The organism is Kitasatospora sp. NPDC098663, from assembly GCF_044760075.1.
GTDB lineage: Bacteria > Actinomycetota > Actinomycetes > Streptomycetales > Streptomycetaceae > Kitasatospora.
The window spans coordinates 1-12387 of sequence record NZ_JBIWAP010000092.1; the positions used below are offsets into that span (position 1 = coordinate 1).

Here is a 12387-nt window from a genome sequence, read left to right on the forward strand (position 1 = left end):
GGAGTTCCACTCGTGGCGCTCGTTCAGCCCCGACAGCGGGGTGCGGGTGTGGGCGCACCCGGAGATCCGGCCGGAGTTCATGCCGCCGTACGAGGGCGACTGGATCACCAACATCCCCTCGTCGCAGTACTCGACGGAGTACACCGACGGCGCGCGCACGCTGCGTACCGAGGTGCTCGGAGGCCGCACGTACACCCTGCGCCGAAAGGCCGACCCGAGCTGGGGACGCGCGTCGTGGGTCATCCGCGAGGAGCACGGCGAGAGGTGGTTCGGGCCGTCGCGGGAGACCCATGACCTGGCCGAGGAACAGTTCGACGCGATCATGGCCGGGAAGGCGTGGTGACCATGCCCCGGAGTGAGGCGCGCAGGACCGCCTCTACGTACCCGCAGATCGAGGTCCGCCCCGTCGAGGACTGGGCTGTCCACGAGTTCGGGGACAGCACCACAATGCGGCTCGCGGCAGGCGAGTTGGTGGCGTACTCGATCGCGCTGACGGGGCCCGAAGGCGAGTTGGAGCGGTATCCCTGGCCGCAAGCTGAGCGCCCCGGGTTCGACAAGATCTACACCACCCCATTCGACATCCCGGAGGGGGAGCTCTTCGACCTGGCCGCCGACATGTGGACCGACGTCGTCGCCGAAGTCGGGGCCCCGTTTGAGGTCGGCGGCCGCACCGTCACCATCTGCGAGATCGAGCACGACGACCGGGGTACGGACGGTTGCTGGAAGACGGGCTACGTGCTGGCGGCGGCTGCGGGTGAGAAGCCCGTGCGGTACCGGCTCGACCAGCTGGCGCCCAAGCCCGGCGCGGCCATCACTGTGACCGAGTTCGTCAACGCCGTCTCCTACGGCGCCAACTTCAATCGGGATGAGGAATGACCATGCGCACGACGGCCGCCAATGGCTGGAAGATCATCCACCAGGCCCGGTCCTACAACCCGCGGACCGGGGAGGTCCACGGTCAGTGGCTCGGCCGGGACAGCACGACCGGCTGGGTGGTCGGGCGCCTGCATCCCAGCCTGAGCCGCCAGGACGACGGCTTCGGCGAGGACGGCTCGTGGTGGTACTCCAACTACTACCAGGGGGATCAGAGCGAGCACCGCAACCGGCTGGACGCTGCGGCGGGGTACCTGAGGATGGCCAAGGAGGTGACGCACGCCTGGTCCAGCATCTTCGAGCAGCGTGTGGAGGAGGCCCTCGACCGCGAGCTGGCCGGCCGGGTCCCGTGGCCCGGCGTGGACAAGCTGGCGGCCGGCTGGGAGGGGCAGCCGGTGGGTCAGGGAGTCCCCATCGTCGGCTCCACCGCCCTGCTGCCGCCGACCGAGGCCAAGCGCTACCTGCTGGGCCACCTACGGAGTACGACGGCCAGTGCCGCCCTCCACATCACCCCCAACAGCATCTCGTACGAGCAGGCCGAGGCCCTGGTCGTCGCGGCCACCGGCTCGATCAGGTTCGAGTTTGGCCGCAATACCTACTGGTTGAGTGAGGGTTGATGCAGAACCACGTGAGGACCCCGGCCGGCCTCAGCACCGGCTCGGGGCCGCAGTACAACAGCAAGGGACGCCTGGTGACATGCCTGGGTGTCTTCTGTGACGACGAACCAACCCATGTGCAGGAGCACGTCACCTTCAACGATGAGCTGATCAAGTGGGGCGCGTACTGCGAGGCCTGCGCGACGAAGCACATCCTGCCGGACGACGAAGTCAATGCCATCCACGAGCGGGCGACGAAGTTCGGTACCCAGCCGCAGCACTGTCTGCCCGCCAGCAGCTGGTTCGCCCGCCCGTTCAATGACGAGGAGCAGGCCGAGATCGACGCGATCAAGCGGGGCGAACTGGTGGAGACCTACAAGTCGCCCGGCAAATTCGCGTGGGAACCGCCAAACACCGACTGACCGAGGCCGAAACGGGCGCCCTGTGGGGCGCCCTTCGCGCATTCAGGATGCCCCTGACGAGGGCCGTCAGTGACATGAGGAGGTCAAAGTGATCAACCCCTACGTGGAGACGCAGACCAAGCTCTCCATGGCTGTGCTCCTGGTGCTCGACGCGTCCAAGGACTCCGTCCGGCACGACCGGATCGCCCAGTTGACGGGGACGGCGGACGGCAGCCGGGGGAAGGTCGCGCTCTACGACGCGATCTGGGAGTGGGAGCGCCGCGGTGTGGTCCGGCGAGTCGACAACCCGGGCGACATCGACACGTTGCGGGACCCGCTGTGGACCGTCACGCCCGTCGGCGAGCTGAGGACCAAGCAGTACCGACGCGAGCTTTCCAAGCGGTTCCAGGACAACGCGGGCCCGTGTGACCGCACCCTGGAGCGGCCCCGGCCGAAGACGATCATCAACGCCCCGGACCCGGCCAGCGCGAAGCAACTGGTCTTTCACTTCCACGACATCGCCTGGTTCGCCACATGGACGGTCGGCGAGCGGCTGCTGACGGTCTACAACGAGGAAGGCGCCATCGTGGACTTGTACGGCTGGTCGCGCGCCGAGAGCGCGCCGACGGCCTTCAACGCGTCCGCCGCCGCCGAGCTGTTCGGCCCGCTGGCGGACGTCACCTACAACGACTCGATCTACCCGAGGGCGGAGGAGCCGCTGCTGACGCCGGTGTGGTGCGGCCAGTGCGGCTGCGCGCACTACTACGCACGCCCGGACCGGGACTTCGGCTGCGGGAAGTGCGGCGGCTCCACGGACCCGGTGATCGACCTGGTCCAGCTGGAGGACCTGGACAACCTGCCGGCCGCGGTCCGGGAGGCGATCCGCCGCAACACCGCCGAGTTCCACACCTGTACCCCCACGTGCCCGACCGGCCAGGAAGGTTCGAGCAATGACTGACGTAGCCGCCCCGACCTACAGCGACATCTTCGACCACCTGACGAAGACCTTCGGCCTGGACAACACCCGCGCCTTCCTCCAGCAGCACGGCACGGAGTTCCTGAACCGGGTGGGTGCCGAAGGCATCAGACACCAGCTCACCAAGGACGACGGATCCAAGTGCTCGGACGGCACGCCCTGGCATCCGCACTACCCGAACCAGCTGGAATTCGACCACTTCGTCCTGGCCATGAACCCGGACGAGGAGACTGGCCGAGTCGGTTTCGTGCACCAGGAGACCCGCGGGTCTGGGTCGACCATCGCCACCATCTTCCACAAGACGGACACCGGCAAGTACTGGGCAGTTCTGCGGGCGGAAGCACGTACCCCCGAGGTGGACTCGCCAGCCGCCGCCCTGGAGCACGCCGTGCGCCTGCACCACCAGGCGATGGAGTTCACCGGTGACAAGGCGAAGGTCTACGGCGCCATGTACGACCAAGCCCTCAAGATCAGCATCCAGGAGGGCACCATGGGCGAAGTCGGAGCCTGGGACGACCCGGGCGAGGCCATGAAGCTCGCCGACCTGGTGATTGGCTTCGTCCGTGTCCGCTGAACGGGTGACCTGACCGGCGCGGCCGGTGCCGATAATCGCACAGCAGTATTCGTTCAAGGGAGCCCCGATATCCGGGGCTCCCTTCGCTTATTCGTAGGAGGAGTAGGTCATGCGCTGTGAGCACGCCGGCTGCGAGGCCGGTATCGAGGTGAGCACCCAGATCTGGTTCGAGGTGAACGACAACGTGGACCCCGTCGAGCTGCGCGCCTTCGGCATGGAGGCCGACACCTTCGGGGTGAACTGCACTGCGGGCCACGAGCTGTCGCTGGCCGACCAGAACAGGGTCGAGCGGGCGTTGAAGACCTTCGAGAAGACGCTGAATCCCCTCACCAGCGCCGCCGACCTGGACGAGCGAGACAACGAAGCATGGTTCCAGCAGATCGTCGACAACCTCACCCAGGAGCGGGAGAACGACTGATCATGTGCAACTGCGAGCAGGACATCTACACCGTGATCGTGGAGTGCGACGGTTCCGACTATCTCCGCCGGCAGTACGCGGTGATCGTCAACACACCCGGCCCCCACGTCGCCAGGCTGGGCGCCGTGAAGGTCATCGAAGGTGAGGCCGAGGAAGACCTTCACGGCCTGATGCCCGACGAGCCGATCGAGGCGGTGTGGACCTTCCGTGGCCTCCCGCATGACCTGGGCAACGCGCCGAACCTCCGTGACGCCCGTACGTCCCCCAAGGAGAGCAAGTGAGCCTCGCCCAGCCCGAGAAGAACCCGAAGCTCGTCGTCTGCCGGGACTCAACCGCTAAGGAACTGTCGCAGTTCCTCGACCACGACTACGTCCAGGCCCTCGACGGCACGAGCAGCGGCTACGCCGGGCGGCTGACGAAGCTCACCAAGGCCTACGCGACGATAGACCAGCCCGGCAATGGGCCCGCCAAGTTCAAGATCGGCGACCACACCTTCATCATTCACCCCACCAAGAACGAGAAGCTCGCCGGCTTCGTCGCCCGCGACGTCGACACGGCTGTCGACGGCATTCGCCACTCGGTCGTGTGCCTGGAGTGCAACGCGACGATCGGCAACCGCCGCTACGGACAGGAAGACGCCTGGATCTACCGCGGCCACCTGGAGAACCGGCACGACCAAGCACTCGACGCACTCTGGGCCTCGGGCCTGGCGATGGTGCGCCCCGGCGCGTGGAACCTGACCATGCACGACACCAATTACCAGATTCTGCGCAGCGACGCCGCTCAGTACTCCTACTACCACCTTTACCCGGGTCACGTCGAAGAGGGCCGCCACCCGCTCTTGATGGAGCAGATCTTCAACTCCGGGTCGATGGTGCAGACCGCTCTCGCCGCGCGCATCCACACCGACGATCCCGACAGCCTCACGCCGTCAGGCGAGATTCCCGACGAATGTCTGGAGGCCTCGATCCGCGCCACAGCGGAGGCCTTCAGCCGGCTGGCCCACCACTCCGAGGACGACTTGGCACAGGTGGGTCACTGGCAGTACAGCGTGCGCGTCTTCGACGATCCGGCACGCGGGAGCTGGCTGTACTCCCACCGCGGCACCCGCCGCGAAGCCCAGCTGGCGTGCCTTCGCGAGTGGTGGGACAACGACGAGACCCACCCCCTGCTCGGCCAGCTGTACGGCGAAACGGCACTCTGACCGCACCAATCATCCACCACGCCTTCGACCTCCCCACCCGGCCCGAACGCGGCCAGATCCAGATCCTCGCCGACGCCGAGAGCGAGCAGGAAGCCCACCACCGCGCGCACATCGCCGCCTGGGCCGAGGTGTACGCCCCGGTCCGGCTCATCAACACCGGCGATCACCCCACCGTCGGCTACACCTCACACGACATCCGCGGCAAGGACTGGTACCGCGGCGGCGACGCCCACTGGGGTGTCGTGCTGCCCAGCCGCCACGCCCTGTTGGAGCGTGTCAACGTCCACACCCGACCCGGTGCGCCGGTCCTGAACTACACCCCGGTCGGCATCGGCCAGGAACACCCCCGCTGGGGAGGTCTCCTACGACAACAGGGCGTGGTTCATCTGGGAGTTCGGCCAGCGCTCCGGCTCCCGCGAACAGGCCCTGGACATCATTCGAGGGCACACCGACAAGCTGCGCGCCGCCCTGCTGGAGATGGGCAGCGAGCTGAGCAAGCACGAGAAGCAGCAACTGCGCCAGATCGCCGGCCGCTGAGCCTCACCTGGAGGAAGAGATGCCCGAGTTCAAGTACGCCCTGCCGCCCCTCGCCAACCTGGTGCCCGCGCACTGCATGAACGACGAGCCGGTCGGCGCCAGCGCCGACGGGCTCGATCCCGACGCCACGGGCGGAGGTCCGTACCTCGTGCGGTGGGAGATCGACAGCGATGAAGAAGCCGGGCCAGCCCAGGCCGCCCTGGACGCCTGGCGGACGAAATTCCGCCGGGGCTACGAGCAGCCCTCCGCCGAGGACGCCTGCGTCTTCACCGTCATCGACCGGTTCACCGGTCGGAGCGTCCAGATCGACCTCAGCGACGAACGGCACACCACCCTCTTCCACTGATCCGTCCTGGTCGAGACATCGGGTGATGCGGGGCTGGCGGCACAGCCGCCCCGGGAGACGGCACGAGGCGACGAGAAGCTCCTGGGGGACTCCACATTCTCAGAGCCTCCGCGTTCCTGTGCCTGCCATGAACATCATGGAGGGCGGGGTGTGCCATCACACGACAGAGGAGTGACAGCGCAATGCAGGACTTCACCGCTGGTAGGGCCCGTAAGGACCCCAAGTCTGACTCGGCAGATCAGAACGTCGGGTTCACCGGGATGGGCGTTGATGACGACGACCCGTATGCGGCGGCCCTCAAGAATTCCATCGCGGGGAACCTCGCCCCGACGGGCGTCACCGGCATCACCTTCGCCGAGCCCGGTGAGATCACCGATGCCCGCAACCAGATCCGAGGGCGGGAAGACGCCTACATGCATGTGAGTGACGGTACATATCGCGGTTGCCTGTGCGGCTACACCCTGCAGCGCGTCGCGCCCCCCGGTACGCGCGAGTGCCCCGTCTGCGTGCTTCTGGACGCCTGAACGACACAGGGCCGACCTGGCTCGATGCACAGCGGCGATCCGAGTACCGCGACAACAGGCGGGGAGACCGGCGAGCGCATCCGTGTCCACGTCCCGGCAGGCGCCGTCGTCGAGTCCTCCTTCCCCATCGACGCCGGCGACCGGGGATGAGCCTCCTGAGAGGAACAGACCCCGCATCCCCGAATCCACCGACGCCTACGAACCCGACGACCCGAAGGGTCCGTTCTGGCTGAACCGGCGCCTTCTCTCCGGAGAGCCCGCTATCCCACTCTGAGCGCCCGTCTGAGAAGAAGACCAGCTCCACACAAGGAGAATCACCGTGCATACCGCCCTGCAGGCCGTTCCGGCTGAGTACCGAGGCCGTGTCACCATCACCGCTACCGGTGACGCCACCGGAGCGTTGCACATCGCCTTCGCCGACGTGCTCAACACCGCCGAACAGCGCGCCACCATCACCGGGACCGAGTCGGGCACCCGCGCCCACATCCGCGCCCAACAGAAGGTGGCCGACGATGTCGCCAAGGAAGTGCGCACGACGCGCGCCAAAGTGGCCAGTGCACTGCGGGCCGCCGGGTACGACGTGACGGACGCCGGCGGGGGACACGCACGGGTGATCGGCGACTTGGAGGGGTCCACGGTGCGCTCCCTGGCCGCCGTGTCCGTGGCATTCGGGGAGTCGGTCTCGGACACGGGCAAGGCCTGGGAATCCGGCGTGAATCGCGGATGGAGCCACGCCAACTTTGTGAATGCTTATGGCAAGAAGCACGACCAGCGACGCCCGGAAGTCCCCGGGTATCATCAGGGGCACGCCGAGGCGTTCGAGCAAGGATGGCGTGAGGGCCGCAAGCGGTACGCCCGGGGTCTTTGGCAGGACGGTAGCAAAAAAAGAGGACTGGCAGCCCCTTGTTAGGGCGTCCACACAGCCATCCGGAGGGGGGATCCCAATCGTCGACCGCTCTGGGAAAGCGTAAACCCCGCAGCGTTCCAAGGTCGCGCGCCCTCTCCAAACGCGCCGCCGTTCAAGCTCAAATCAAACGCCTCGCGGATACGGCAGCGGAACCTTCGCTTTCGCTCCAGGAGTTCTCGGAGGAGCCGACCTCTACCCCATGGAATAGCCGCCTCCTCGGCGACGAAGGCCCCGGAGATTTTCCGGGGCCTTCGTCGTACTCGCGATCACGAAACGGAGCCGATGCCCATTGACGACCACGACCGAGTGAACCGCTGTGCTATGAGGATCCCGATGTGGGAAGGCGCCTTTGCTTCTCGCGCTGGGCCGGTGCCACGGAGGTCATTGTTTTAGCGACGAACAGTCTCGGCGGAGGCCGTCAACCGACGGCCGTAGCCTTTCTCTGGCGTAGACGCTCACGTACGGAACCAAGCATGGGAAGTGTCAGGCCTGAGAAGAGGAAGAGCACCGCCAGCCCGCTCAGGCCGGGGCTCACGACCTCTTCAGTCTTCAGTGGCCACGGATCGTTCAGAATGTAGAAGATGATGTACGACCCTTTGGAGATGGAATACGCTATGCCCAGAGCGGCGGCCATCGAGGACAGAGAGAAGCCGGCACCGCTCCAGGGGCGGATCCCCCAGTTGCGTCGCGCCGCTCTGCCGCACATGAAAGCGAGCTCTCCACAGGTGACTAGGACGTACGAAAGGTAGACGAGTAGGTAGGCGGCGACCTTGGGGTCAGCGACGTAGGCGGTGGTGAACTGGACTTCGGACCGGTTCGTGGCCAGGAAGAGCGGCACCATGATCGCCAGTTCCGCTATCGCGGCGAAGCCGCGCTGGTATATAGCGGGTTTCAGGTACTCGGGGCGGTAGGCCAGATCCACCATCGTGATCTGCAGGGCGGCGCACCACAGTATCGCGCAGACATGGGCTACTAGTTTTCCTACATTGACGATACCTGTGATGTCCTCCGCCGCTTGGGCGACTACGGGGACGGCGCACAGGACGCCCAAGGTGCACACACCGAAGGCGATGGCGATGGCCCATGTGGAGACGCGTGGGTTGCCCACGGCTCTCCGTGTGCAGAGTGCTGAGACGAGCAAACCGGCCACGGTGCACGTCCCGAAGATTATGCCGTCCACTTACAGCCCTTCCAGTGTGTCAGCCGCATAACGTGCGGCCTCGTCTTTGCTCCGTCGGCGTTGGCGTTTGCCCGGTGCCTCGCTGGCATCACTGGCGGCGACCCGATTCAGGCCGAGGTCGGCCCGGCGCCGTTCCAAGTCTCCGATGACGCTCTGCAGTTCACTGGGCGGAAGTCCCCTGAGCAGGATCATGACACGGCGTACGAGCGGTTCCTCGAAGGCCAGCAGGGCCTCAAGGTCGTCGTAGCTCTCATGCGGCAGCAGGTGGGCGGGCGGGACGCCGCCGAGAGCTTCGCACAGGGCCATGATCGTGTTAACGGTCGGGTTGTCCTGGGAGCCGTTGGCCAGCTTGGCGATGGTGGCATGAGACACCGAGGGTTGCTCACCCGGCAGTTCATCCACGGAAGCCGACAGCGAGCGTGACGTGTGCGCCCGGCCTCGGTGCCCGGCCATGAGTGCTTTGAGCTTCTCCGCCAACGACAGGCGGCTGCTGCTGCTCACCACGGGCGGAAGCTACCGGATGTGGCCTGGAGGCCGCCCTGCTGGTAACTGCACACGACCATGTATCGGTCTCTCGCTCTGTCGGGGACGCGTACTCTGTGTACTTTAGTTGACACGGTAGCGTGTGCAAGGCAGGATCGCGGCAGGGGTAAATCCGCTGCGCAGCGGAACGCGTACTGAATGTGACTGCGCTGGGCTAGTGTCGCGGCGTGGGCGCGCACCTGGGCCATGGGTCCATGGTAGTTCGCCGAGTTGGGGGTGGCGGACGAACTAGGAGGCTGGCGCATGCCGTATGACCTACGGTTTGTGTCTTCAGGTCAGATGCTGCGCCGACAGGGGGGAAGAGCTGAAGGTGAAGTCAACATCGGCGATCAGGCGAGCCGTCGTGTGCGTGGGGCGCCAAGCAGGCCGTGAGTTCTCCTGGCGCACTTCAGCGCAGAGTCTCGAGCGGGCCCCTCGCGCGTCTGCGTGGTGTGTTCCCCCGGTCCGGGTCTCTGCTGCCGGCCGGGCGAAGAACCCGTGTACGCCACGTTGGGACACCCTGGAAGACCTGATTCACGGCAAAGCCCCGTGTAGCTTCGCAACTCCGCCTCGCACACCTGCACAGGCTGCGCGGCGCAGCCTTCGTCGAGCGAGCACAACTGCCCTTATGAAGTCGTGACTTCCTGTGCGCCATCCATGGCAGCTCAATCGTCAATGGCGCATTCACGACTTTGTCCGGACAGCCCGAGGAGCGCTCGATGCCGACACTGGGCTCGCTGCCCACAGACATGCCTGAACTCAGACTGACATTCGTATGGGGCGACCCAAAGCGCGTCGGGGCCAAGGAGGTTGCCGGCGTGGTCACCATGGCTCCAGAGCAGTTACTGAATGATGGTGTTCCCGGAAATCTGCCCGATAGCTCCCTCGTCCTGATCACCAGTGCGGTGCCTTTTCGGCTCCGCGGTCGTATCACGACGGTGCTGGAAACATTGCTCCAGCACATGAGCCGGAAGGGGAGCCCAGGGCTCATCGTCAGTGCCGTTCCCGGCGCCCGTCAGCCATTTCCCCAGCCTGTCATGGATCAGGCCAAGCGCCTGGACGTCCCGCTCCTGACCACGACCGCACCTGCCGAAAGGTGGGAAGGCGTGCACGACGAACTCCAGCAGTTCAGGCTCAGGCTTGCCGAGCGCCGCGCCTCCCAACTGAGCTCACTCGTCCAGGAACTGCCCGCTCAGCTTGCCGACTCCCGGGCCATGCAGCGTATTGCGGACTGGCTCGCACGAGTCCTGGACGTTCAGGTCCTGGTCAGTGAGCCGGAGCGGGTCCTTGCCGCTTCGCCGGCCACCGCGGCCGAACAGCTCGCACAGGCCATCATCCAGCAGTCCATCGACGCCGGTCTGCCCGATGCTCCTTCCAGGCCGCATACCCAGCTCATTCCGCTGGCTCCGACCTCAGGGGTGGACACGGTACTTGCCGTGGCACGCCGAATTCCGTTCGATGAGGCGGACCTGCGGCTGCTGCGTCACGCGGCGAAGCTGTTGGGACTCGTGGACCAGGCGCACCGCGAGTACCGGGCGGCCTCCGACGCCTCCAGGGCGGCACGCAGTGCAGCTTTTGAGCTGCTTTTGGACGGTGAGGTAGCAAAGGCCCGTCGTGTCATGACCAGCATGGTGCCCGGGCTGCTGGAGCCGGATACTGCTCGTGTCTTCGTCGTGGAAACCGAGCAGGCGCATCGGGATGCCGCTGTGCGTCGTTGCAGTGCCGCCATCGGCCATCATGCTCTCGTCGTACCCGACTCAAGGAGAGCGCGAAGGATCATAATCGTGCATCCGATCCGCTCCGAGGAGGACAATGGGGCCGCCGTTTCTGCCGAGCTCACCTACCTGGTCGGCGCATTCGGAACCCATTCGTCGCTGGGCGGCAGCGGCGTCTACTCCATGACGCTTCTCGCCGATGCCCTTCACGAGGCGATCACCGCGCAGAGCTTTGCCGCACTGCAGCCAGACCCGGTAGCCCTTTCGGTACATGAGTCCGACCTCGTCGGCCTTCTTCCTCAGGCGGAAGCACAGCATTGGGCCCGTCATCTGCTGAGTCCACTGATGCGGGACGGGGCGCAGTGGGAGTCGATGCGTGAGATACTCCCGGCCGCCCTTGCCTATCCGTACACGGTGGCTGCTCGCCGGCTTCACTTGCACCGCAACACCGTCATGCGCCGTGCTGCACGGGCGGCTGAACTCCTCGACATGAATTTCGGACGGGTGGGCGACCGCATCATCGTCGCTCTGGCCCTGGAACTGGTCACGCAGAGGGAGACAGCCGTCCCGGCCGCGCTCACCGGCGCTGAACCGCCCGCGCTGACAGGCCTCCTGGCCGCCCCTCAGGTGCAGGCGTGGGCGCAGACCCTGGTCCGGCCAGTCCAGGCAGATCGGCGCGACCTTCTGACAACGGCACGTGCCTGGCTCGCCTTTGACACGCATGTCGAGCCCGCGTCCCGCGCGCTCGGGCTCTCCGAGGTGACGGTTCGCTCCCATCTGCGCGCTCTTGAGAACCACATGCAGCGCGATCTGGCCACCCTTTCCGGTGTGCGCGACCTCCACGTCTCTCTGCACGTTGCTACGGGTAACCCTGGTCTTCTCGCAGATCACCCTGATGACGGTCTGTGCATCATGGCCTGAGCCAGGTCAAGAATTCAGAACAGTATGCCGTTCCCTTGCGTTCGCTCATGTGAATCGTGAACCGTGTGCGGGGCTGTGCGTATTCGAGGCGGATGGAATCATTAACAACCGGCGAACGGTCTCAATGGGAATGTCTCAGGGTGGCCGGTCGGGCCCCCGGGGCGGCCATCCGTGTCAGTGGTGTGCACCCCCGGCGTGAACATCTCACGGGAGGTGCACACCTGCAGTGTCAGGTGGCTGCCAGGTGCAGAGCCGAAACTCCCAACCCGTTGGTTTGTGCAGAGGCGTAATGGCGTCGCCTACCGCATATGCATAGCGTTGCTGGTGCAAGTCGATGCCCAGTTGCGGGATGAGTGAGCTGGACCGAACTCGTCAGCAGTCGGGGAGGCCAGGCCCGCGGCGAGTGGGCTAGGTGAGCAACGGCAAACCCGCCAGGCATGAGAAACCACGGGGGTCTTCCGACAGCGTGTGGGAGCACGTCGCCGGAGTTCAGGATTAGACCAGCGATCCACGCCATAGCAGCGCGGTACAGGCTCCTTCTGACGTCGGGCCCCCCGAGACAACAGGGCGAACGATATGAACGTGAGGTATCTGAAAGGCCCGCCGGAACGGCGTGCTGCCGTGTCAGCGGGCGGCAGCGGATTCCGGACAGGGCCGATCCGTATCCAGACTCCCGACGCGGACAGACGTGGT

At 65.9% G+C, this 12387-nt stretch carries 15 protein-coding genes; 13 read left to right on the top strand and 2 right to left on the bottom strand.

Features of this window, described 5'->3' with window-relative positions; translation table 11 throughout:
• From ACIQVZ_RS41225 to ACIQVZ_RS41280, 12 genes are all read left to right on the top strand, one after another.
• Nucleotides 1-343: hypothetical protein (locus ACIQVZ_RS41225; RefSeq protein ID WP_402457966.1), on the top strand; the 343-nt coding region annotated here is incomplete at its 5' end.
• A 2-nt stretch (nt 344-345) separates the two neighbouring features.
• Complete coding sequence (locus ACIQVZ_RS41230; protein ID WP_402457969.1) at nt 346-876, top strand: hypothetical protein; 531 nt, start codon at nt 346-348, stop codon at nt 874-876.
• Between the two features lie 2 nt (nt 877-878).
• Nucleotides 879-1490, top strand: a complete 612-nt coding sequence (locus ACIQVZ_RS41235; RefSeq protein ID WP_402457971.1) for a hypothetical protein — start codon at nt 879-881, stop codon at nt 1488-1490.
• Nucleotides 1490-1891 (top strand): hypothetical protein, encoded by a 402-nt coding sequence (locus ACIQVZ_RS41240; RefSeq protein WP_402457974.1) that lies wholly within the window; start codon nt 1490-1492, stop codon nt 1889-1891. The genes ACIQVZ_RS41235 and ACIQVZ_RS41240 overlap by 1 nt, the downstream gene beginning before the upstream one ends.
• Nucleotides 1892-1979: 88 nt before the next feature.
• The gene (locus ACIQVZ_RS41245) at nt 1980-2828 is read left to right on the top strand and encodes a hypothetical protein (protein WP_402457977.1); all 849 of its coding nucleotides are present in this window, start codon (nt 1980-1982) and stop codon (nt 2826-2828) included.
• Nucleotides 2821-3420, top strand: a complete 600-nt coding sequence (locus tag ACIQVZ_RS41250) for a hypothetical protein (RefSeq protein ID WP_402457979.1) — start codon at nt 2821-2823, stop codon at nt 3418-3420. The genes ACIQVZ_RS41245 and ACIQVZ_RS41250 overlap by 8 nt, the downstream gene beginning before the upstream one ends.
• A gap of 109 nt (nt 3421-3529) precedes the next feature.
• Nucleotides 3530-3838: a hypothetical protein gene (locus ACIQVZ_RS41255; RefSeq protein WP_402457980.1), complete on the top strand. Its 309-nt coding sequence runs from the start codon at nt 3530-3532 to the stop codon at nt 3836-3838.
• A 2-nt stretch (nt 3839-3840) separates the two neighbouring features.
• Nucleotides 3841-4119 (top strand): hypothetical protein, encoded by a 279-nt coding sequence (locus ACIQVZ_RS41260; RefSeq protein ID WP_402457983.1) that lies wholly within the window; start codon nt 3841-3843, stop codon nt 4117-4119.
• A complete protein-coding gene (locus tag ACIQVZ_RS41265) occupies nt 4116-5042 on the top strand; it encodes a hypothetical protein (protein WP_402457985.1) in 927 nt (308 codons plus the stop codon). The genes ACIQVZ_RS41260 and ACIQVZ_RS41265 overlap by 4 nt, the downstream gene beginning before the upstream one ends.
• A gap of 556 nt (nt 5043-5598) precedes the next feature.
• Nucleotides 5599-5925 (top strand): hypothetical protein, encoded by a 327-nt coding sequence (locus tag ACIQVZ_RS41270; protein ID WP_402457987.1) that lies wholly within the window; start codon nt 5599-5601, stop codon nt 5923-5925.
• Nucleotides 5926-6107: 182 nt separating this feature from the next.
• On the top strand, nt 6108-6449 hold the full coding sequence (locus tag ACIQVZ_RS41275) for a hypothetical protein (protein ID WP_402457988.1): 342 nt from the start codon (nt 6108-6110) through the stop codon (nt 6447-6449).
• Between the two features lie 319 nt (nt 6450-6768).
• Complete coding sequence (locus tag ACIQVZ_RS41280) at nt 6769-7359, top strand: hypothetical protein (RefSeq protein ID WP_402457991.1); 591 nt, start codon at nt 6769-6771, stop codon at nt 7357-7359.
• 415 nt (nt 7360-7774) lie between these two features.
• Here ACIQVZ_RS41280 and ACIQVZ_RS41285 read toward each other — a convergent pair whose 3' ends face one another.
• Complete coding sequence (locus tag ACIQVZ_RS41285; RefSeq protein ID WP_402457994.1) at nt 7775-8536, bottom strand: hypothetical protein; 762 nt, start codon at nt 8534-8536, stop codon at nt 7775-7777.
• A complete protein-coding gene (locus ACIQVZ_RS41290; RefSeq protein WP_402457996.1) occupies nt 8537-9040 on the bottom strand; it encodes a helix-turn-helix domain-containing protein in 504 nt (167 codons plus the stop codon).
• 737 nt (nt 9041-9777) lie between these two features.
• On the opposite strand from ACIQVZ_RS41290, the gene ACIQVZ_RS41295 reads away from it, so the two are divergent.
• The gene (locus ACIQVZ_RS41295) at nt 9778-11694 is read left to right on the top strand and encodes a helix-turn-helix domain-containing protein (protein ID WP_402457999.1); all 1917 of its coding nucleotides are present in this window, start codon (nt 9778-9780) and stop codon (nt 11692-11694) included.
• Nucleotides 11695-12387 lie beyond the last annotated feature (693 nt).

Excerpts from the sequence above, each read along its gene's own strand:
- ACIQVZ_RS41230 (WP_402457969.1), top strand. The coding sequence starts at position 346 with ATGCCCCGGAGTGAGGCGCGCAGGACCGCCTCTACGTACCCGCAGATC.
- ACIQVZ_RS41235 (WP_402457971.1), top strand. The coding sequence starts at position 879 with ATGCGCACGACGGCCGCCAATGGCTGGAAGATCATCCACCAGGCCCGG.
- ACIQVZ_RS41240 (WP_402457974.1), top strand. The coding sequence starts at position 1,490 with ATGCAGAACCACGTGAGGACCCCGGCCGGCCTCAGCACCGGCTCGGGG.
- ACIQVZ_RS41250 (WP_402457979.1), top strand. The coding sequence starts at position 2,821 with ATGACTGACGTAGCCGCCCCGACCTACAGCGACATCTTCGACCACCTG.
- ACIQVZ_RS41255 (WP_402457980.1), top strand. The coding sequence starts at position 3,530 with ATGCGCTGTGAGCACGCCGGCTGCGAGGCCGGTATCGAGGTGAGCACC.
- ACIQVZ_RS41260 (WP_402457983.1), top strand. The coding sequence starts at position 3,841 with ATGTGCAACTGCGAGCAGGACATCTACACCGTGATCGTGGAGTGCGAC.
- ACIQVZ_RS41270 (WP_402457987.1), top strand. The coding sequence starts at position 5,599 with ATGCCCGAGTTCAAGTACGCCCTGCCGCCCCTCGCCAACCTGGTGCCC.
- ACIQVZ_RS41275 (WP_402457988.1), top strand. The coding sequence starts at position 6,108 with ATGCAGGACTTCACCGCTGGTAGGGCCCGTAAGGACCCCAAGTCTGAC.
- ACIQVZ_RS41295 (WP_402457999.1), top strand. The coding sequence starts at position 9,778 with ATGCCGACACTGGGCTCGCTGCCCACAGACATGCCTGAACTCAGACTG.